This window comes from Herbaspirillum sp. NPDC087042 (assembly GCF_044745245.1).
Classification (GTDB): domain Bacteria; phylum Pseudomonadota; class Gammaproteobacteria; order Burkholderiales; family Burkholderiaceae_D; genus Herbaspirillum.
Genome location: NZ_JBIUZW010000014.1, coordinates 1 through 21,124, shown reverse-complemented (window position 1 = coordinate 21,124; position 21,124 = coordinate 1). Strand labels below are relative to the sequence as shown.

Annotated in this window: 18 protein-coding genes; 3 read left to right on the top strand and 15 right to left on the bottom strand. The window is 60.1% G+C overall.

Annotated elements, in window-relative coordinates; genetic code table 11:
* Positions 1-125: 125 nt before the first annotated feature.
* Together ACIPHN_RS18475 and ACIPHN_RS18470 are read left to right on the top strand one after the other, a co-directional pair.
* Entirely contained in the window at positions 126-905 is a 780-nt protein-coding gene (locus ACIPHN_RS18475; RefSeq protein ID WP_400438371.1) for an aspartate dehydrogenase, read from the top strand.
* Between the two features lie 114 nt (positions 906-1,019).
* A complete protein-coding gene (locus ACIPHN_RS18470) occupies positions 1,020-1,637 on the top strand; it encodes a LysE family translocator (RefSeq protein ID WP_400438369.1) in 618 nt (205 codons plus the stop codon).
* A 310-nt stretch (positions 1,638-1,947) separates the two neighbouring features.
* Here the strand turns inward: ACIPHN_RS18470 and ACIPHN_RS18465 are convergent, their stop codons facing one another.
* The 15 genes from ACIPHN_RS18465 to ACIPHN_RS18395 form a co-directional block, all read right to left on the bottom strand.
* Complete coding sequence (locus tag ACIPHN_RS18465; protein ID WP_400438367.1) at positions 1,948-2,667, bottom strand: hypothetical protein; 720 nt, start codon at positions 2,665-2,667, stop codon at positions 1,948-1,950.
* A gap of 7 nt (positions 2,668-2,674) precedes the next feature.
* Complete coding sequence (locus ACIPHN_RS18460; RefSeq protein ID WP_400438365.1) at positions 2,675-4,234, bottom strand: DUF637 domain-containing protein; 1,560 nt, start codon at positions 4,232-4,234, stop codon at positions 2,675-2,677.
* The gene (locus ACIPHN_RS18455; RefSeq protein WP_400438363.1) at positions 4,204-5,757 is read right to left on the bottom strand and encodes a ShlB/FhaC/HecB family hemolysin secretion/activation protein; all 1,554 of its coding nucleotides are present in this window, start codon (positions 5,755-5,757) and stop codon (positions 4,204-4,206) included. Before ACIPHN_RS18455 ends, ACIPHN_RS18460 begins: the two co-directional genes overlap by 31 nt.
* A 47-nt stretch (positions 5,758-5,804) precedes the next feature.
* Positions 5,805-8,402, bottom strand: a complete 2,598-nt coding sequence (locus ACIPHN_RS18450) for a filamentous hemagglutinin N-terminal domain-containing protein (protein WP_400438361.1) — start codon at positions 8,400-8,402, stop codon at positions 5,805-5,807.
* 368 nt (positions 8,403-8,770) lie between these two features.
* Positions 8,771-9,535, bottom strand: a complete 765-nt coding sequence (locus tag ACIPHN_RS18445) for an enoyl-CoA hydratase (protein ID WP_400438359.1) — start codon at positions 9,533-9,535, stop codon at positions 8,771-8,773.
* Positions 9,536-9,653: 118 nt separating this feature from the next.
* Positions 9,654-10,850 (bottom strand): acetyl-CoA C-acyltransferase, encoded by a 1,197-nt coding sequence (locus ACIPHN_RS18440; RefSeq protein WP_400438357.1) that lies wholly within the window; start codon positions 10,848-10,850, stop codon positions 9,654-9,656.
* A 50-nt stretch (positions 10,851-10,900) separates the two neighbouring features.
* On the bottom strand, positions 10,901-13,288 hold the full coding sequence (locus ACIPHN_RS18435; protein ID WP_400438355.1) for a 3-hydroxyacyl-CoA dehydrogenase/enoyl-CoA hydratase family protein: 2,388 nt from the start codon (positions 13,286-13,288) through the stop codon (positions 10,901-10,903).
* A gap of 227 nt (positions 13,289-13,515) precedes the next feature.
* Complete coding sequence (locus ACIPHN_RS18430) at positions 13,516-15,306, bottom strand: acyl-CoA dehydrogenase C-terminal domain-containing protein (RefSeq protein ID WP_400438353.1); 1,791 nt, start codon at positions 15,304-15,306, stop codon at positions 13,516-13,518.
* A 17-nt stretch (positions 15,307-15,323) separates the two neighbouring features.
* The gene (locus ACIPHN_RS18425) at positions 15,324-16,028 is read right to left on the bottom strand and encodes a TetR/AcrR family transcriptional regulator (RefSeq protein WP_400438351.1); all 705 of its coding nucleotides are present in this window, start codon (positions 16,026-16,028) and stop codon (positions 15,324-15,326) included.
* Positions 16,029-16,232: 204 nt separating this feature from the next.
* A complete protein-coding gene (locus tag ACIPHN_RS18420) occupies positions 16,233-16,688 on the bottom strand; it encodes a hypothetical protein (protein WP_400438349.1) in 456 nt (151 codons plus the stop codon).
* A 103-nt stretch (positions 16,689-16,791) separates the two neighbouring features.
* The gene (locus tag ACIPHN_RS18415; RefSeq protein ID WP_400438347.1) at positions 16,792-17,166 is read right to left on the bottom strand and encodes an RNA-binding S4 domain-containing protein; all 375 of its coding nucleotides are present in this window, start codon (positions 17,164-17,166) and stop codon (positions 16,792-16,794) included.
* A 52-nt stretch (positions 17,167-17,218) separates the two neighbouring features.
* On the bottom strand, positions 17,219-17,932 hold the full coding sequence (locus tag ACIPHN_RS18410) for a FadR/GntR family transcriptional regulator (protein WP_400438346.1): 714 nt from the start codon (positions 17,930-17,932) through the stop codon (positions 17,219-17,221).
* Between the two features lie 306 nt (positions 17,933-18,238).
* A complete protein-coding gene (locus ACIPHN_RS18405) occupies positions 18,239-18,760 on the bottom strand; it encodes a hypothetical protein (RefSeq protein WP_400438344.1) in 522 nt (173 codons plus the stop codon).
* Positions 18,761-18,847: 87 nt separating this feature from the next.
* Positions 18,848-19,096, bottom strand: coding sequence for a hypothetical protein (locus tag ACIPHN_RS18400; protein ID WP_400438342.1), 249 nt, complete (start codon positions 19,094-19,096; stop codon positions 18,848-18,850).
* Between the two features lie 24 nt (positions 19,097-19,120).
* On the bottom strand, positions 19,121-19,351 hold the full coding sequence (locus tag ACIPHN_RS18395) for a hypothetical protein (protein ID WP_400438340.1): 231 nt from the start codon (positions 19,349-19,351) through the stop codon (positions 19,121-19,123).
* Between the two features lie 1,131 nt (positions 19,352-20,482).
* Between ACIPHN_RS18395 and ACIPHN_RS18390 the strand changes: the two genes are divergently transcribed.
* Entirely contained in the window at positions 20,483-21,013 is a 531-nt protein-coding gene (locus ACIPHN_RS18390; RefSeq protein WP_400438338.1) for a hypothetical protein, read from the top strand.
* Positions 21,014-21,124 lie beyond the last annotated feature (111 nt).

Sequence of the window (21,124 nt, the reverse complement as noted above, 5' to 3'; positions counted from 1 at the left end):
ATGGAGACCGTCCGATGGAAAAAGAACGCATGACTTCAATGCATGCATGACGCCATTCTAATCATTTGTCGGCGCCCCTGGCGCGCTCTAGCATGGAGGCATCATCTGAATCGGGAAACGAGATCATGCACACCATCGCCCTTGCCGGCCTGGGCGCCATCGGCCGCAGCCTGTTGCAGGACATGCCGGACGGCATACGGATCAGCGCCGTCGCCGCACGCAATGAAGAGGCCGCACGCGCCTATCTCGCCACGGCAGCGCCATCGGTAGCAGTGGTACCGCTGGCGCAACTGGCCGGGCAGGCCGACATCGTCATCGAATGTGCCGGACCCGGTGTGCTGGAACAGATCGCCGCCCCCGCGCTGCACGCCGGCAAGCACCTGGTCGCCATGAGTGCGGGTGCCCTGCTGCTCGCGCCTGGACTGCTGGCGCTACGGGAGCAGTATCGTCATCGCTTCCATCTGCCCAGCGGCGCCATCGGCGGCCTGGACGCGGTCGCGGCGATGGCCGAGGGCGAGATCCGCAGCGCCCGGCTGGTGACGCGCAAACCGCCGGCTGCCCTGCGCGACGTCGCCTGGCTGGACCAGCAAGGCATCGTCGTGGCGCAGCTGCGGCAGCCGCAGCGCGTATTCAGTGGCACGGCTGCCGAAGCGGTGCGCCACTTCCCGGACAACCTCAACGTGGCCGCCGCCCTGTCGCTGGCCGGCATCGGTCCGCAGCGTACCCGGGTGGAGCTGTGGATCGATCCGGGCATCAGCAGCAACTGCCACGCCATCGAGGTGGAGTCCGACAGTGGCAGGCTGCAATTCACGATACAGGCGCAGCCGTCGGTCAATCCCGGCACCTCGTCGCTGGCGGCACGCTCGGCGCTAGCCTTGTTGCGCCGGCTGGCGGGGTCACGCTGAACTCGATTTCCGTGGGCGACGATGGCATCATGGGGGGCGAATTGGCCTGCCTGTCGATGCCGGGAGCGCCCCGGCTAGTCCTCACCTACCAACCTGCTATCGGGAGTGTTGCCCATGAGTCCGGAATTCCTGTTGACCACCCTGGTCATCGTCGCCTCGCCGGGTACCGGCGTGGTCTATACCTTGTCGGCCGGACTCTCGCAGGGCGCGCGCGCCAGCGTGCTGGCGGCGCTCAGTTGTACGCTGGGCATCGTGCCACATGTGGCGGCGGCGGTGCTGGGCCTGGCGGCCCTGCTGCATGCCAGCGCGCTGGCCTTCAACCTGGTCAAGTACGCCGGCATCGCCTATCTGCTGTACATGGCATGGATGTCGCTGCGCGAATCCGGCCCGCTGCGCATGGACAAGGCCAGCGGCCCGCCGCGCTCGGGCGCGAGGATCCTGCTCGATGGTGTACTGGTCAACATCCTCAACCCCAAGCTGTCGATCTTCTTCGTCGCCTTCCTGCCGCAGTTCATGCCCGCCAACGACAGCGCGCCGCTGGCCAGCATGCTGGAACTGTCGGGCGTATTCATGTTGATGACCTTCCTGGTCTTCGCCGTCTATGGCGTCTTTGCCGCGGCGATGCGTGACCAGGTGATGGCGCGTCCCAAGGTGATCACCTGGCTGCGCCGCAGCTTCGCGATGGCGTTTGGAGCGTTGGCGGTGAGGTTGGCGTTGACGGGGAGGGATTGAACACTTAGTGATGAGCGGCTTGGGAGGATTACTCGTCGACCAAATGGCCTTGCCAAATCGTGTTAAACATTACCGCCGATGATGGCTGCCGCACTCGCCTGTCACCTCCAGTCGAAACAGATAACGCATAGCTGCAAAAAGTGAGCAGGTTTGGCTAGGTCGTTACATGCTTTTATAGGATCAAACATCTCTTATTCCTCAGCATGGTAAACGACTGCAAAATCTAACAGTTGTCGAGGCAGCCGTCGGACGTCAGTGGACAGCAGTCAAATGGAGAGGGTCAATTCCGCGAGCAAATCAACACAACCATCTATATAACCGAACCTGTCTCAGAAAAGTGTTTTTTTAGTACGGGCAATACGGCGATGATCTTATCGAGTTCCACCGTGCGCTTCGGGAAAATTGTCCCAAAGGCTTCACTTCGATAATTTTCAACAAAATCAAAATCACCATACAAGAGATGCACTAAGCAGAGCATAACGCCCTTCATTTTCTCCTGTTGATCGTATGGTGAATTGACGTGACGCGTAGTGTACTTGACCGGCAAGCCGCTCAGCATGTTAGCTTCACTACTCAGATCGTAATGGCCTTCGATAAAAGAAATCGCATCCTTCATGACCGCCATCAATACCGTAGAAGCATTCAAAATATCTACGGTGACACTTTCTACTGATTGATCACCTCCATCCCGCAGATAAGAACTATCTTTGTTCTTTTCAATCCAGAACCCTGTTCTCAGTTTTTCTGGAGTATGACTAAGTGTACGCGCAATTACCTGCATACTTACGCTAGATGCATAACCATCAGCTCCTAAAATCTGCTTAGAAAGTTTAGAAAGTCGTTTATTAGAGATATTAATGCTTGGACACACCGGAGTTGTATCTTTCTCAAAGCCAAATCCCAGATGAACAATCAAATCCGTGTGCTTTAAAGATTTATTTTTAAATTTCCCCGATTCAAAGCGCCATCCCGGAAAAACGGCCGCTACATCGTTACACACACTATAAAGTTCTTCTTTTAAAGTCTTCATCGTTATCTCATTGTTTACGAATGACAACCACTGGCGTCTTAGGGAGGGATCCACTCATACCCGCCTCGCCAGCATTGGTACCTACCTTCGTTCCAGTTGCAGTACCGGACTGGATCCCGGGATATACAACGTTCTGGTTTTTAGTCAGAGAAGCACCTCCGGTTTTTACTTCGATAACCGCTTGACCTTGTTCGTTCAGGTTGAAAGATGTTATCGGTCTTCCGTTTGAATCAAGTAGTGGCGCCCCATTTAGATCCTCAGCCACATAACCTGATGGTATCTTAACGATCGCTCCAGGCGTTCCGTTCACGGCAAAATCGGCAACCGCACGGGTAGCACCGCTGGTGAAACTAACCTGAGGTTGAATCTCAAAGCCTTGCGACGACAAGTTGCCAGCAACATCTTTTTCTGCAGATTTTCCAGCACGATTATTGTCAGCCACTGATGCAATAACCGATGGTCCACACATTGCTGCGAATGCGATACATAGGCTGGGACTGATCTTCACACTATCCATCCACTGTCCGGCTTGGTTCGGCAAACCGATGATGGAGTTATAGATATCATCCAAAGTCGCCGGTAGGCTTGTTCCCCAGTTAGTAAATTGCCCCGACTGGTTGGGCGTCCCCTGAAGCGAGTATTCGTCGTCCAGCCCAAACTGGTTCGGCTTACCAGGCAACGGAGAGGTCATCCCTGGCGGCGGCATGCGCATCAACGCCGACAATACCGAAGTCATCATCGAGTATGCCCCCATAGGACCTGGCAACGTGTAGACCGTAACTACCTTCGGTGACGTCGCGTTATTAGTCGCTTCGTTCTGTGCGGCATTGGCCGCACTCACTGCATCACGCCCAAGCAGCGCTGCGAGACTGCCTCCCGTCATCAGCGACAACGCGGTTATCGCCGCGTTGTAATCCCGATTGTTATAGGAAGTAATGACCGTTGCTGATCCTTTTCCATCGGCAATCGTATTGACGCTCTCGCTACCAGCATAAAGACCATCACGAATCAGCGGCGCCACCAGCGCACTAGCCGCACCACCGATTGCCCCGCCAGCGCATTCGCTATCACGCAATGCCGCAGCAGCGCATCCCAAGAGAGCGTGACCAAGTACGTTCTGGATTGAGTAGGCAGTTGAGTTCGCTCCGATACCGTTGGCCCCGATAGCAGCAGCATCCGCCACGACGCCATTCAGGAACGCGGTCCCAAAGCTCCCCCCATAGACCGCAGAATTGATGGCCGCGCTGATGCCACTACGAATCGCCGTGTTGGCAGCGTACGATCCCGGATTCTTCACAAAATCCGCCCAGCTACCCTGGCTAAGCTGCGTCGCGCCATTGGTACCTGGCGTCACGGTAGCAGCGCTGCCTGTAGTGCCATCGGCCAGCCCTGATCCGCTGCTCGACCCAGGCGCATTTCCCAATACGCCGGACGTAACACCTGCGACCAGACCCGAGACCGCCCCAGATTGAAGAGCACTGCCAAAATCAACGCGGCCAGTAGTAATGACCTGCGTCGCGATGCTCGACAGCGTACCTACGATCGCAGCGTTGATCCCGGCGGCCACGATATTCGAACTCCGGCCAGTGCTGGTGCATTGGCCCAGACGATCTCGTTTCTGGAATAGGCCCCGCGATCGCCGCTCACGCCGCTCTCGCGAAATCCCCGGACAGATGACATGCCGCCGACAAAAATCTGTTCGGATCCGAACAGGGCCTGTCGTGTCCACTGACCATTGACCTGTGTGCGCACGATGAATTGGGCCGCATCGGGAGAGGGCAATGCAAAAGAGAGCGCCCCGTTGAAGTCGAGCTTGGTGAACTGGCCATGCGCCTCGCCCTCCTGGATCTGCGGGCTATCCCTGTCGGCACCGAAGGCCGTCAGGCCACGCGATACGCCCGCCTCCAGCGTCAGGCTGGCCGGTCGCTTCTCGACGAGAAAGCGCCACAGCTTGCCAAGCCCGACACGCGCCACCGTGAGCTTCTGAGGTGCAAGCGGAAGGTTGTTGATATCGCGCTCCGCGCGGCGCAGGGACAGGGTCACATCCAGCGCCAACCTGGACGCCTGGCTACGGGAGAGGACGCGATTCCAACCCCAGGTACTGGCGACCGTCTTGCCATAGAGAAGCGCGGTGTCGCTGATGAGCGTCTGGTATTCCGACAAGGAAGTGGTATAGCTGAACGTGTCATATCCAAACGGTACCGAAGCCGATCCCACGAGGGCATTGGTTTCGCGACTGCCGCTGTAGTTGAACGAGACGATCTCCTGGAATCCCAGCAGGTTGTCTGCCTCGACGCCAAAACGGGTACGGTTCAGGCCGGTCTGCTGGCTACCGTAGTTGTCGATGCCGGCACTGAACCAGAGCCGATCGCCGGCCTCGTTCTTGATGCCGATGACAGAGTCCCCCGGCGCGCTGCCAGGCAGGATCTGCATTTCAGCTTTGTTTCGTCGCATCCTGTTGATCTGTTCGACCCCCTGCTCCAGGTCCGCCAGGTGGAGCACCTCTCCAGGAGATGCCGGGATGGCCATGCGTATCCCGACGTCGGTGAACCAACCACCACTATCAGTCTGGCTAGCTGGATCCCATGGCGAGATCTGCTGGCCATTCAACCGGATGGCTTCGATCTTCCCCGATACCAGGGTGATGACCAGCACCCTTGATCGCAGGTTCTGCTCCCCCAGATAGGCCCGGCTAGTGATCAGGCCCTCATTGACGAAGTGCTCGGTCAGTCGGCGCAATATCTGGTTGATGCGCGCGCTGCCCAGTCTCTTGTTCAGGAATGGCCGGGTAATCTCGTGCAGCGCTGATGCTGGCAATACCTGGTCGCCTGCGAAATCGATGCGCTCGATGAAGAAGGTCGGCCCGGATTCGGGGACTTTCTCTATGTCTCCCGCCTCACCCGTGGACACCTCCGCCTGGGGTCCCTGGATCCTGGTTGGCGGCTGCTCTACCTCGCGCTGCCGTTCACGCTCACGCTGTTCCTGGAGCAGTCGCTGTGCCGGATCCTGTTCCACGCGCGGCACCTGCGCGATCGCAGATGCCGCCATTGACAGGAGCGCCACGCACAGCACTCGCTGCAGCCTGTCCATGGGGAATGCCCTGCCTATCCCACCGACGAAGCGTGGCTGTCTACGCATCACCATAGACCACTCCCCAACCCCAGGCTGCTTTCAATGGAGACGGGATCCCGGTGCGCAGGACGAACAGTCAAGATGCCATTGCTTGCGACCAGCTGGCTCGTCCCTGTGAAACTGCCCCCGTTGATCACTCCCTGGCCGTTCAGGATCAGCTTGTTGGCAGCCAGCCATGATCCTCCCGTATCGGTGGCATAGAGACGTGCCCAGCTACTGCCGAACCATGTCTTCATTCCACTCTGCGAATAGGCCCTGTAACCCAACACGCCTTGCGCGTAAATCAGGGGAGCCGTAACGGTCAGATCGCCCAGTGCGGTCACATCTCCGCCGATGTTGGCCGCTTCCGTGCCAGCACGGATGACGATATTGCCGCTGGCCGAAAGAATGCCGCCGTGGCTGGCAATGTTGCTGGAAACGGAGGAGCGGCACACGAGCATGCATGTCCTCTGCAAATGGGCGCTGCCATCGAACAGCGCCTCGTTGCGGAAGCGATCACTGACAGCAATGTCCATGCTGCCGCTGTTGACCAGGCCTATGCCCCCCTGATTGATGAAGTTTGCGGCCTGCACGCGCAGGCCGGTTTCGGCCACCAGATAGGCCAGTTGATCTGGCATGGTGACCCGGCCGTAATCGACATCGAAGCCCGTGCTGCGCTCGGTGAAAAGTACCCACCGCTTGCTGCTATTGACATAGCTGACGGCTTGCTCCCCATTGGCGCCTGCGACCTTGTCAATGATATTGGAGATGGTGCCACCACCAATGAGGCTAAGCGCTGCGTTGCTGATGATGCGGGCGTTGCGATTGGAAATATCAGTACCGGCCTGGATGGATACGTCATCGTCCTTGCCGAAGATGGCCCCCAGCATGGACGGCGAAGGTGACTGGTTCAGGACACTGCCCGCAGCGTGCAGAGTGACGGCACCTAGCGAATCGGTGTTGCCGACAATGCGTACCTGTCCCTGGAGCAGGCTGCCGATATTGACAAGATCACCGCCGCTGTTGATGAGCAAGCCACCTGCGGAGGCCACGACGGAACTGCCTTGCTGGCCGGCATTGCTCGCGGAGAAGCCGGCATTCTGCAAGACGATGTTTCCGGCAGCGGCCAGATCCGTTGCGATCAGACTGGTCGTCGCGGTCGTCGTGATTCCGATGTCCCCTGCCGCCGAACGGATCAGACTCTTGTTGGATGTAGTAGCTTGCACATCGTTGGTCGCGGAAAGACTGATCGCATTGATCGACACGCCGGCCATCCCGTCCACGGATGCTCCTGCCATCGTCATTGCACCGCTCAGGGTGGCCGTGACGGTACCGCTGCGGGAAATCACGCTGGAACCAGTCGTACCACCTGGTGCTGAGATCATGCTCAGCTTGCCCGCTTTGATGATCAGGTCTTGATCTGCACCAAGCCGGGTTGATGCCAATTGCAGATCCTGTCCCAGGTTGTAGATGCCTATGCCGCCGGTTGCATCGAACTGGCTGCGCACTGCTGTGATCAGGTTGGTGGCGGCTACCCCGTCGGCCCCCACTAGAATGTTGCCGCGCTGGGCAATGTTGACATTGCCGTTTGCATCTATCGTGCGACTACCCGCGCTCACCGCGATATCAGACAATGCAATCTGCTGGCTGCGGATGTCGATGGTACCGCCAGCCTGTATCGATGATCCTGCGGTGCCGGCGTAGCTCATCAAGCCAGTGCTGGCGATGATCACGTCATTGGTCGCCTTGATGTTTCCGCCCGCGATCTGCAGATCGCCATTGCTGCTGATGCTGAAGTCACCCACGTTGGCATAGATCGATCCCGCATGACGCACCCCGGCTCCCCGGTCGGTGATGATCAATTCGACCTTGCCCGCGCTCAGACTCCCCAGGGCCGTGATATCAAGAGCCGTGATGCCGGGGCTGCCGGCACCGCTCGCGGTATGTCCGATCCATGTGCTGAGCAAATCCGTCGGAGATACGCTGCCATCGATCTCCGAATGTGTCGCTCCCGTCACGGTCCTGATTCGCGACGCCGTATTGGCGACAGTGTTCTGTACCGGTCCGTTGATCGAGATCTGCTTGGCAATCAATTCCAGATCCAGCATCGCACCGCTCAATCCGTCGGGTCCGATCGCGATCTGGCCTGCGATAGTGTTGAGGACGATGTTGCGCTGGACGTTCCCAGGTGAGAGCGCTATGTCATTGAAGCTGACCTGGCCTGTCGTCAACGCCACGTTGCCGGTGTTGACGAAGCTGCCCCCATTGACCGTGATGCCGTTGGGGTTGGCGATGACGACATTGGCGCGCGGGCCGAGAACGGTAATGTCGCCCTGGATCAGGCTTGGATTGGTACTGGTGACCTGGTTGACGATATTGCGCGCATTCACACCGACGTTGTTCAAGACCGCGCCCGCCTTGCTTACGTTGAAATCCGTGTAGGTGTTATGTGAAACACCCGACACGGCCGGCGCGATATTGATCGTCGTTCGTCCTGCGGTCGTCGTGACACTGGTGGCGGTAGCGCCATCGGGCGTAATGCCTGCACCATGGACCGGCAGTACTGCGCCGCTGATCAGCGCAGCCAATACCCGGCCAATGGGGGCATTGTGGATGATCCCCATGAATTGCTTTCGAATTGTTCTAATTGAACCTGCCGCGACTTCAGCCCGATCTGCATGTCGGATTTGCTGCTCGTCTACGCCCCTGATAACGCGTCTTTACATCTGTAAGGCATAGTTATAAGACATAAATTTCCACTTGGAAATATCTCGAATGGCAACTTTTTCCCGATTTGCGAGACTTTTTTATGACAGAAGTTGACTTTTTTTGCCGCTTTCCAGAGTGGAAAGGGAGAGTTGGCGCAGCCCGTCTTGGGCGGTCCCTAGGGTGAGGCGATGGTAATGCGGCTACCAGCTTGAACCGCTATTGCGCAGGAAACTGACGGTGAAAACAATGCCGGGACCAGCCCGGCATCGCTCTGTCGACGTGTTCAATCAAACCGACTGAAATCCGGCTTGCGCTTCTCAAAGAACGCCGTGAACGCCTCTTTGGCCTCGGGCGCGGTCAGCATGCGTGCGAAGTGTTCGATCTCGGCCACCATCTGCTGCTCGGTGGCGGTGACGCGGTTCTTCTTCATCAGCTGCTTGGTCACGCGGATCGAGGCGGCCGGCAGGGCGGCCAGCTTGGCGGCTTGCTTTTGCGCATAGGGCAGCAACTCCTCCACACTCATCACACGATTGACGAATCCGACCTGCAAGGCTTCCTCGGCACCGAAGGCTTCGCCCAGCAAGAGCTTCTCGGCTGCGCGCTGGTAGCCGGCGATGTGGGGCAACAGCAGCGAAGACGCGGCCTCCGGGCACAAACCCAGCTGCGTGAAGGGCATCGAGAACTTGGCATTGTCAGCCGCATAGACCAGGTCGCAATGCAGCAGCATCGTGGTGCCGATGCCCACCGCCACCCCCGCGACAGCGGCCACGATGGGCTTGCTGGCGTGGCTGATCTGCCACAGGAACTGGAAGACCGGGGCATCCTGGGTCTTGGGCGGGTTCTTCAGGAAGTCTTCCAGGTCGTTACCCGCCGAGAAGGCCTGCGCCTTGCCGGTGAAGAGGATGGCGCGTACCGCGTTGTCGGTCTCGGCTTCCTTGAGGGCATCGGCCAGTTGCTGGTACATGGCGGCGGTGATGGCGTTCTTCTTGTCCTCGCGATCGAAATGGATCGTCAGGATGCCATCGGCCTTGCTCAGTTGGATATCCATCTGCTCGGGTCTCCTTGTATTTTTATAAACAATTTAAATGATTCATGAAAAAAGCCGCACGGCGCGAGCAGTGCGGCTTCGGGTCGGATCAGCTCAGGTCGGGCCTGGCGTGTGCCGCTTAGACGCGTTCGAAGATGCCCGCCGCGCCCATGCCGGTCCCCACGCACATGGTCACCATGCCGTACTTCAGGTTCTTGCGGCGCAGTGCATGGATGGTGGTGGCAGCGCGGATGGCACCGGTGGCGCCCAGCGGGTGACCCAGGGCGATGGCGCCGCCCATGGGGTTGACCTTGCTGGGGTCCAGGCCGAGGTCGCCGATGACGGCCAGCGCTTGCGCAGCGAAGGCTTCGTTCAGTTCGATCCAGTCGATCTGGTCCTGGGTCAGGCCACCGGCCTTCAATGCGGCAGGAATCGCTTCCTTGGGGCCGATGCCCATGATCTCCGGCGGCACGCCGCGCACGGCGAAGGAGACAAAGCGCGCCAGCGGGGTCAGGTTGAATTGCTTGAGGATCTTTTCGGAGACGATGATCAGCGCACCCGCGCCATCCGAGGTCTGCGAGCTGTTGCCGGCGGTGACGCTGCCCTTGGCGGCGAAGACCGGCTTCAACTTGCCCAGTGCGGCCAGGTTGGAATCGGCACGCGGGCCTTCGTCCAGGCTGACGGTGCGGGTCTTGATGTCGATCTCGCCGGTGGCCAGGTTGGGGAAGCGCTCGACGATGTCGAAGGAGGTCATCTCGTCGGCGAATTCACCGGCCTGTTGCGCGGCGATGGCCTTCTGGTGCGAGGCCAGCGAGAACTCGTCCTGCGCTTCACGCGAGACCTTCCACTGCTGCGCCACCTTCTCGGCGGTCAGGCCCATGCCATAGGCCATGCCGACGTTCTCATCCTTGAAGGCATTGATGTTGATGGAGGGATGGAAGCCCATCATCGGCACCATCGACATCGACTCGGCACCGGCGGCGATCATCACATCGGCCTCACCCACGCGGATGCGGTCGGCGGCCATGGCGATGGCGGTAATGCCGGAGGCGCAGTAGCGGTTGATGGTGACACCGCCGATGGTGTTGGGCAGGCCGGCCAGCAGCACGGCGTTACGCGCCATGTTGAGACCCTGCGCACCTTCGGGGAAGGAGCAGCCGACGATAGCGTCCTCGATCAGCTTGGGGTCCAGGCCCGGCACTTGCGCCACGGCGGACTGGATGGCGCGCACCAGCAGGTCATCCGGACGGGTGTTCTTGAACATGCCACGCGGTGCCTTGCCGATGGGGGTACGGGTGGCGGCGACGATGTAGGCGTCTTGCAGTTGTTTGCTCATTACAAAATCTCCTTGGACTCTCCCTCCCCGTCGGGGGGAGAGAGGTTTCATTAATTGCGCACAGGCTTACCGGTTTGCATCATGCCCATGATGCGTTCCTGGGTCTTGGGGTGGTTGAGCAGCTCCATGAAGAACTTGCGCTCGATGTCGAGCAGCCATTGTTCATTGACGATGCTGCCCTCTTCCACTTCGCCACCGGCCACGGTCTCGGCGATCATCTTGCCCAGCTTGAAGTCGTGTGCCGAGATGAAGCCGCCGTCGCGCATGTTGACCAGCTGCGCCATGATGGTGGCCAGGCCGTTGCGGCCGATCACCGGCACCTGCGGCGACAGTGGCGGACGGTAGCCGGCGTCGAACAGCGCGCGCGCCTCGACCTTGGCCACGTGCAGCAATTCATACGGGTTGAAGACGATCACGTCGTCCTCGCGCAGATAGCCCAGCTTGCGCGCTTCCAGTGCCGACTTGGAGACATTGGCGGTGGCCGCGGCCAGCATGTATTCCTTCAGGAATTGCAGGATGTCGTTGCCCTTGGCCTCACGGGCCGCGCGCACGGCCGCTTCCTTCAGGCCGCCGCCGGCCGGGATCAGGCCCACGCCCACTTCCACCAGACCGATGTAGGACTCGATGGAGACCACGCGCTTGGCGGTATGCAGCAGCAGTTCGCAACCACCGCCCAGGGCCAGACCGGCCACGGCGGCGATCACCGGCACGCTGGCGTACTTCAGGCGCTGGTGCGCCTGCTGCAGCTGGTGCACCACCGGTTCGATGGCCTTGACGCCACCGGACATGAACAGCGGCAGCATCGATTGCAGGTCGGCACCGGCCGAGAAGGCACCGCCTTCGGCGGCATCCGGATGCCAGATCACCAGGCCCTTGAAATTCTGCTCGGCTTCGGTGATGGCCTTGTTCATGCCGTCGATGACGCCCTGGCCGATCACGTGCATCTTGGTCTTGAAGGACAGGATCAGCACGTCGTCGTTCTGGTGCCAGATGCGCACGGCCTCGTCTTCGAAGAAGGTAGTGCCGGCGCTCTTGCCGTCGGCAGCACCCTCGCCCACCAGCGGTGCGCGGAAGGCCTGGCGCTGGTAGACCGGCAGTTCGGAACGGGCCACATCGGCCTTCTTCGAGGGCGACCATGAACCGCTCGCGGAGTGCACGCCGTCGCGGCCATCGAAGACCCAGTCCGGCAGCGGTGCATTGCACAGCGCGCGGCCGGCGTCGATGTCTTCCTTGACCCACTGGGCGATCTGCTTCCAGCCGGCGGCTTGCCAGGTCTCGAAGGGACCGACGCTCCAGCCGAAGCCCCAGCGCATGGCGAAGTCCAGGTCGCGGGCATTGTCGGCCACCGACTCCAGGTGGACGGCGATGTAGTGGAAGGCGTCGCGGAAGATGGCCCACAGGAACTGGCCCTGCGGATTGGTCGAATCATGCAGCGCCTTCATGCGCTTGACCGGATCCTTTTCCTTGAGGATGCGGGCGATGATGTCATCGGCCTTGCCGCCGCCCGGCACATACTCGCCCTTGGCGGCATCGATGCGCAGGATGTCCTTGCCCACCTTCTTGTAGAAACCGGCACCGCTCTTCTGGCCCAGCGCGCCCTGCTCGACCAGCTTGGCCAGCAGCGGCGGCGTGGCGTAGGCGGGGAAGAAGGGATCGTCCTTCAGGTTGTCCTGCATGGTGCGGATGACGTGGCCCATGGTATCCAGGCCCACCACGTCGGCGGTACGGAAGGTACCGGACTTGGCACGACCCAGCTTGGCACCGGTCAGGTCATCGACCACGTCCACCGACAGGCCGTACTTCTCGGCTTCGATGACGGTAGCCAGGATGCCGAACACGCCCACGCGGTTGGCCACGAAGTTGGGGGTGTCGAAGGCACGCACCACGCCCTTGCCCAGGGTGGTGGTGAGGAAGGCTTCGAGCTGGTCGAGGATGTGCGGCTCGGTCGATTGGGTCGGGATCAGTTCGACCAGGTGCATGTAGCGCGGCGGGTTGAAGAAGTGCACGCCGCAGAAGCGCGCCTTCAGGCCGGCATCGAAACCTTCGGAGAGGGCATTGATCGACAGGCCCGAGGTATTGGAGGCGAAGATGGCCTTGGGGCTGATGTGCGGGGCGACCTTCTTGTAGAGGTCGTGCTTCCAGTCCATGCGCTCGGCGATGGCTTCGATGATGAGGTCGCAACCTTCCAGCACGGCCAGGTCGTCTTCGTAGTTGGCGACCTGGATGAGGGCGGCATCATCCTTGTTGCCCAGCGGCGCGGGGCTGAGTTTCTTGAGGTTCTCGATGGCGCGCAGGACCACGCCGTTCTTCGGGCCTTCCTTGGCCGGCAGGTCGAACAGCACGACCGGGACGCGGGCGTTGATGCAGTGGGCGGCAATCTGGGCCCCCATGACGCCGGCGCCGAGCACGGCCACTTTTTTGACGATGAAATTGGACACGCAAATCTCCTTTGCTGGTGCTTCAAACATGAAACATGAATTCGGGGCCGGGCAAGATGCTGCGCCGCTGGATGCGAACGCCTACTGTACGCCTACTCTGCGGTTTCCCGCAGTTGCTCACAGCATGCCTTGCGGCGGTGACACGGACGTGACGCCCTGCCGGGCCGGATTGCGGTAGATCAACGCCGCCCGCAGGCACGGGCCTGCGGGCGGCGCGGGTATTGCGATCAGAACAACTCTGCGTCCAGCGCCATCAGGTTGGCCGCGCCCGAACGGGCTTGGCGGATCAGCATGGCGGTTTCCGGCAGCAGGCGCGCGAAGTAGAAGCGCGCCGTGGCCAGCTTGGCGGTGTAGAAGCTGTCGCCGCTGTCCTGCTTCTCCAGCGCGATCTTGGCCATGCGGGCGAACAGGTAGGAGAACACCAGGTGACCCACCACACGCAGGTAAGGCACGGCGGCAGCGCCGGCCTCGTCCTGGTTGGCGAAGGACTTCATGCCGATCTCCATGGTCAGCTTGCTGACCTTGTCGCCGATGTCGGCCAGTGGCGTGACGAATTCGGACATGGACTCATCGGTGCCATGCTCTTCCACGAAGGCCTGGATCAGGGCGCCGAATTTCTTGAGCTTGGCGCCGTTGTCCATCAGGATCTTGCGGCCCAGCAGGTCCAGCGACTGGATGGTGTTGGTGCCTTCGTAGATCATGTTGATGCGGGCGTCGCGCACGTATTGCTCCATGCCCCATTCGGAAATGTAGCCGTGGCCGCCATAGACCTGTAGGCACTCGGAGGTGGCCGTCCAGGCGTTGTCGGTCAGGAAGGCCTTCACCACCGGGGTCAGCAGGGCGACGATATCGCCGGCATCCTTGCGTACCTGTTCGTCGGGGTGGCTCAGTTCCTTGTCCAGCTCCAGCGCGACATAGGAGGTGAATGCGCGGCCACCTTCGGCGAAGGCCTTGGCGGTCAGCAGCATGCGGCGCACGTCGGGGTGCACGATGATCGGGTCGGCCGGCTTGTCGGCGGCCTTGATGCCGGACAGGCTGCGCATCTGCAGACGGTCCTTGGCGTACACCAGGGCGTTCTGGTAAGCCACTTCGGTCAGGCCCAGGCCCTGCATGCCCACGCCCAGGCGGGCCGCGTTCATGAACACGAACATGGCCTGCAAACCCTTGTGCGGCTGGCCGATCAGCCAACCGGTGGCGCCGTCCAGGTTCATCTGGCAGGTGGCGTTGCCGTGGATGCCCATCTTCTCTTCGATGGCACCGCAGAAGATCGGGTTGCGCGCGCCCAGCGAGCCGTCGGCATTGGGCAGGAACTTGGGCACGATGAACAGCGAGATGCCCTTGGAGCCTTCCGGTGCATCCGGCAGGCGCGCCAGCACCAGGTGGACGATGTTGGCGGAGACGTCGTTTTCACCGGCGGAGATGAAGATCTTGTTGCCGGTGATCTTGTAGGAACCGTCGGCCTGCGGCTCGGCCTTGCTGCGCAAGAGGCCCAGGTCGGTGCCACAGTGCGCTTCGGTCAGGCACATGGTGCCGGTCCACTCGCCCGAGACCAGCTTGGGCAGGTAGAGCTGCTTCTGCTCGTCGGAACCGTGCGCGTGCAGGCACTCGTAAGCGCCGTGCGACAGGCCGGGGTACATGGTCCAGGCCTGGTTGGACGAGTTCAGCATCTCGTAGAAGGAGTTGTTGATCGTCAGCGGCAGGCCCTGGCCACCGAATTCGGTATCGCAGGACAGCGCCGCCCAGCCCGCATCCACGTACTGCCGGTAGGCATCCTTGTAGCCCTTGGGGGTGGTGACGCTCTTGGTCTCGCGGTCGTAGTGGCAGCCTTCGCGGTCACCCGAATGGTTCAGCGGGAACAATACGTGCGAAGCGAACTTGCCGCCCTCTTCCAGCACCTGGTCGATCAGTTCGCGGTTGGTGTCGCTGTGCGGCGGCAGCTCCTTGAAGACTTCCTCGACATTGAGCAGTTCGTGCAGCACGAACTGCATGTCGCGCAAGGGGGCGTTGTATTGGGGCATGGATGTCTCCGGACGGGTTAGGCTGCCTTCCTGGCGGCCGATTTTGAATTCTTGGTGTTTGCTGCGGGGCTGGCGCTGTCGCCGGCCAAGGGGCGATAGCTGTCGATGAGGCGGCGGAAGCTCGCCTCGGCGCGCTCGACGCTGCCGGGAATGTGCAGGAAGCGCGCATCGTGATGCAGGGCCAGGATCAGGCCATACATTTCATAGACCATCTGGCTGACATCGATGTCGCTGCGCATATGGCCGGCTTCGATGGCCTGCTTGATACAGCGCTCCAGCGCATCGCGCCAGGCCTGGACCATCGCCACCAGATGGTCGCGGATGGCACCGGGACGGTCGTCGTACTCGACCGCACCGCTGATGTAGATGCAGCCCAGCGCGATTTCCACGGTGACCTGCTTGATCCAGCGCGCGAACATCCCCTCCAGGCGCGGCAAGCCGCGCGGCTCCTTGATGGAGGGATAGAAGACGTCTTCCTCGAAGCGGTTGTGGTACAGGCGCACGACCTCGATCTGCAGGTCTTCGCGCGAGCCGAAATGGGCGAAGACGCCGGACTTGCTCATCTTCATCTTCTCGGCCAGGAGGCCAATGGTCAGCCCTTCCAGGCCGTCACGGCTGGCCAGTTCCAGCGCCACATCGAGGATGGCGGCGCGGGTCTGCTCACCCTTGCGCAGGAATTTGGGCCGGGCGGGCGCGGAGGTCACCTTGCTTGTCTCTGTCATCGTTATCTCTTTGGTATCCGTCGCCAGGCCGCGACGGGATGGAACCGGTTCGACGGGTGCGGCTCCCTGGCGGCATCCCGGTCCATGTGAACATATCTTCACGCAGAATTAATTCGAACGATCGTACTATTATCCATCGCGCCGCAAAAGTCAAACACAAAATCAGAACGGCTTGCGGGAGCGGATTTGCCTGCCGGCAAGGGCTCAGGCCTGGTCCGGCGGCTGCGTTGCAGCGCCCAGCAGGTCGTGGGCATCCAGCAGGGTATAGACGATGGTGGGATTGTTTTCCAGGCACTTGCGAATCGCGGCCGGGATGGTATCGCGGGTCTTGCGGCACAGGCCGGGTTGCTCGGCCAGCTGGATCTGCAGGCCGCGCACGGTACGCACTTCGTTGGGGCCGGGGCTGATGTGCAGGCGGATGCCGAGGTTCTTGTGCATCAGGTGGCCCACGTGCAGCAGTTCGTCGTAGGTGGTGACACGGCTGATGCGCTCGATCAGGCGCTTCTCCTCCTCGCGGGTCAGCCACAGCACGCGCGCCTCGGGCGCATGCAGGCATTCCAGCAGCGCTTCGCGCTGGCAGTCGCAGGCGCCGGGCGGGCATTCCTTGCGGACGGGCCGCAACGCCGGCTGCTGCGCTTCAGAGGGGACGACCTGGGACATCTGCACCTTCGCAACCTCGCTGGAGAAAAGACAGGCCTTGGGGATCGGCCCTCATCTTACAACGAGCCACCGCGCACGCGGTAGCTGCCGCAGCAGCTGACGATCAGGAGGAGGAGCGATCCAGCAGGCGCCGATCGCGCTTGGTCGGACGTCCCTTGATCTCGGCCGAGGGTTCGCGGAAGAGCCGGTGGCGTTCGGCCTCGGCGTTGCGGCGGGCGATGCTCTGCTCGGTCTCGGCATAGAGGGTGGCGGCGATGGCGGCCGAGCCGCGCTTGTCGGCAATGCCGGTGACCAGCACTTCCCATTCGGTGGCGCCGTTGTCGATCTCCAGGCGGTCACCGGCCCTGACATTGTGGGCTGGCTTGGTGCGCTCGCCGTTGAGCTTGATGCGACCGCGATCCACGGCCTCGGTGGCCAGCGAGCGCGTCTTGAAGAAGCGTGCGGCCCAGCACCATTTGTCGATGCGGGTGGTGTCCATGTTGTCCTTTGCGTCGGTCTTGTTTCCGGTTACGGGGCGCTGACGGCCTGGCTCAGCTCAACTGCTTGCGCGTCATGGTGCGCCTGAGCGACAGCTTCAGATGGCGCTGCATCGCCGCCTGTGCCTGGATGGCGTCGCGCGCCTCGATGGCTTCGAGGATATCGCGGTGCTCGTGCAGGGCGATGAGCCAGCTGTCTTCCGGTTCGTAGTGATCCAGCAGCTTGGCCGAGATCGGGTCCTGCCGTTCGTCATAGAGCCGGGCCACGGTCTGCACCAGCACCTCGTTGGCGGCCATCTGCGCGATGCGCATGTGGAAGTCGCGGTCGGCGGCAGCAGGACTGTGTCCGCCCTGGCATTGCTGCTCCATGGTTTCGTAGATGGCGCGCAGGGCCTTGAGATCCCTGGGCTTGGCCAGCGGCGCCACCAGCGCCGCGATCGCACCTTCGAAGAGGACGCGCGCGCCCATGATGTCGGTGAGGCTGTTGCCCATCTCGCCGGCTGGCGCCGCTGTCTCGTGCGCACCGGGCGCCGCCATCTGGGTCAGGTAGACACCCGAGCCCATGCGGATCTCCACCCGCCCCTCCAGCTCCAGGGCCACCAGCGCCTCGCGGATCGACGGGCGCGATACCCCCAGCTGTTCGGCCAGCGCCCGCTCGGGTGGCAGGCGCCCCTGGGTGGTGAAGTCCGGCTGGTACATGACAGTACGCAGGCGGTCCGCGATCTGCAGGTAGAGGCGGCGGGAATCGGTCGGTGTCGAACTGGCCATGGTCGGGCTGGGCTGGGGAGTCTCGCTGATCGGGCCGATTGTCTCACAGCCCGATCGCTTAATTGGCTTTACCAATTCACATTAATAAAATTAAATTGATTTTGGCTTGACCAATTTATACACTGCCGTGCAGGTCATCGCGGCAGGCCGGCATGCGCTGTAAGCATTCAAAATTAAGCTGAAGCCCGAATCCAAATGAATCAAAGGCTTAAGAAATTTCAGCTTAACTTTTGGCAGTCTCCCCTCCTCTAACGACTCCGCCGGCGCCGCAAAATAGGTCAAAGACTTATGTTCGCCGAGGGCGACTCACTGGCAAGCAGCAAGCTGCTCCATAAGCTTGTCTCTCTGAGCCCGAAGGTCGGCGATTCGAGACGCCCGTGTTTCGGCGTCCTCGCGATTGAAACCATCCAAGAGATTGGTATTGAGCTTCACGGATAACTCCATATCCACTTTCCCCAGCCGCGCCTTCAAGAATTCGACCTCACTCTGGCGGTTCTGCGTGTAGCGCTGCCCCTGTGCTCGGGCCGTCCTCAGTTCTTCGTCCCTGGTAACCAATTTATCTTGCAGGGAGCGATTGTCATTTTGAGCGCCCTTTAACTGCGCCTCGACGTCCAACAACTTGTGCTTAAGGCCATCGATGGTTTGGCTAGCTTCCCGGTCGCTGTAGTAGGCGCCGGCCTTATAGACACCGCCGCATATGCCCAACATTCCAGCCACAGTAAAGCCCGCGACGAATCTTTGGAAAGTGGTCCATCCAGCCGGGCTTGCCGGCGGCGGTAGATTTGAATGTGTCGGCGGATTCTGGTTTTGTGCGTGCGTGGTGGTCATGTATCACTCCCTCATAGTTGTTGATAATCAACTATGCGAAGTTAGCACATGCTCTTAGGCGTGGTTGCACCGTGAATTCGCGCTAGGTTAGTGCTTTTTTGACCTTTTAGACTTGGCATTAGCCGCCTTAGCGGTCTCCATCACGGTCTTAACGACGCTGGGATTGGCCTGCACCAGCCTTGCGTCTTCAGCCTCGTAGCCGTACAGCTCCTTCAATGCCTTTACAACGCCGGCCGACCTGGAGAATCCGCCTTCACAGTGGACTACTAAGGTGTGCACTGTCTCCGGAAGCGCCTTCACAAACTCAAGAATCTCCTCGGCATCGACTTTGGTCATAGCGTCCGGAAGATTTTCGGCCGCTCAAGCGGACAGCTCCCCGAGGAAATCGACATCTGCGAAGCTGAGTCGCAACAAATATTCGTATTCCGGCAACAGCGCAGGTCCCTTCTCCGGCGCCGTAATGGAAATCATGGCCACACCGGGAATCAGGGGTATCCGTTCGGCGTCACCTCGACCCAGCGCGAATATCCGTCGGCCTTGCGCAGGGGGACGGTACAGCTTGGAAACGACGTCTTTGACTCTAGTGTTCATAAGATGAATCTACTCCACTGGTGTGGAGGTGCGTCAAGTCCTGGCCGGCCTTATTTCCCTTCGTTGTGCCCAGTTTCCTTTGATTCATTTTTCCGTTGGCGCCCAACACGTGCTTCAGCCGAGGCTATCGACCTTTTCCTACCAAGCTCCATCGCCTTACGGACGTCCCGGTCAATGGCGCCCAGGTCTTGTTCAGGATTCGCTAGTTGCGCCAGTTCATGGTCCCGCCGGAGGAGCCACAGTGCGGTAGCGAGGATGCCGACGCTTACGGTTGGGTCACCGGCCTCGAGGCGTTGCAGGGTGGGGATTGAGACGCCCATGCGACCTGCCCAGACCTTGAGGGACTCTTTACGGCGCAGGCGTGCGACGGCGAGGTCGGCGCCAAGCTTTTCGAGGGCGGTTTGTGTCGATGGAGGGGGCTGCCAGATGGCGCGGGGACGCGGAGGCATATATATAGATGTGTACGTAAGTACGGTCTACGTATAACTATACTTTCACTTTCTGCGACTGGCATCTTTCGAAAGCGAACACGGCTCATCATCTGAGCCGTGTTCGGTTACTAGGTCAGCTCGCCACCGGCATAAAGAGTGGAGCCGACGCCTGTGAGCAGTCCGCCGAGGAGTGAGAGCAGTGGTATCCATGGGATGTTGCGCTTAGGGCCGGCGGGTGGCGGCGATGTGGGACCACCAAGTGATGCGATAAGGGTGAGTGGTTGCTGTGTCGTCATGTTGATGCTTTCGAAAATTAATAAAGAGGGTTTAACGAACCCGCCTGAAGAGCTTACAAGGCGTTTTGCCGTACGCAACTTTTGGCAAGTGGCGTTTCGCAAAGGCAAGACTACGGGCTTTCCGCTTCGCAAAATGGTCACGAAGTACCCTCCAGGAGGCGTTATCTCTGTTAAGCGACGCTTTTTATTCACTTTCTTGTGGATTGTTTGTTTGGCGAGCAACGGGTGTTGTCGCCCGGGCAGATAAGTTGTTGCTGGATGTAAGAGTTGCCATTCCGCTCAGATAAACTCATCCGCGTCAGGCTATAGTTATGGTGTGGTAGCACCCAGCATGCATCTCTGCTGGTTGCGCTGCGCGTTATCTTGTCACCGGCCACGTTCCCAATCCTCGAATCAACTTGCTAATGAACGAGGTGATATGTGATATCTCGGATGTTTATCTCTCGGTCCTGAAAGATGATGGGACCTATCTAACCAAGAAGGAGACCATCCGCTGGGTTATCGATGACTATCTCATCGGCAGGTTGATTTTTTCCATTCATAAGCACATCTTGCGGTTCAACGTGGCATCCGAAGGGCTGGTGACGCCAACCGGATACTGGTATTTACCTGACTTCCAAGACGGCAAAGTCGTGATGCCGTTAGCGAAAGTCATGCGCTGGATTTATGAGGAAAGTGGTATGTCGCAGACCGGCTTCCATAGTCTTCAGCCTAAGGTCGTAGAGGAAGTTTTTGAGACGGACCGCCGGTTAAATAACGCGCAGAACTGGATTAAAGGAAATGGCCTGCCATCTTTGTCTAGTTTGATGATGAACTTTAGCCGACCTTGTGAAGGCGGGACTTGTGGAAAAGCATGGATATGCCCGAGCCAAGGCGCTATCCCCCTCCCAGTCCACGATAACTCGCCGAACTATGGCCTTTTTTGGCGCCTATGAAATCTGTAGGCGCAACGAGTGTTGATTTGCATTGAAAACTGACCCACTTTCCCAGGAAATTTGCATCCAAAGTTGACCCATGTTTAGACCACAATCCTGCTCATCACAGCG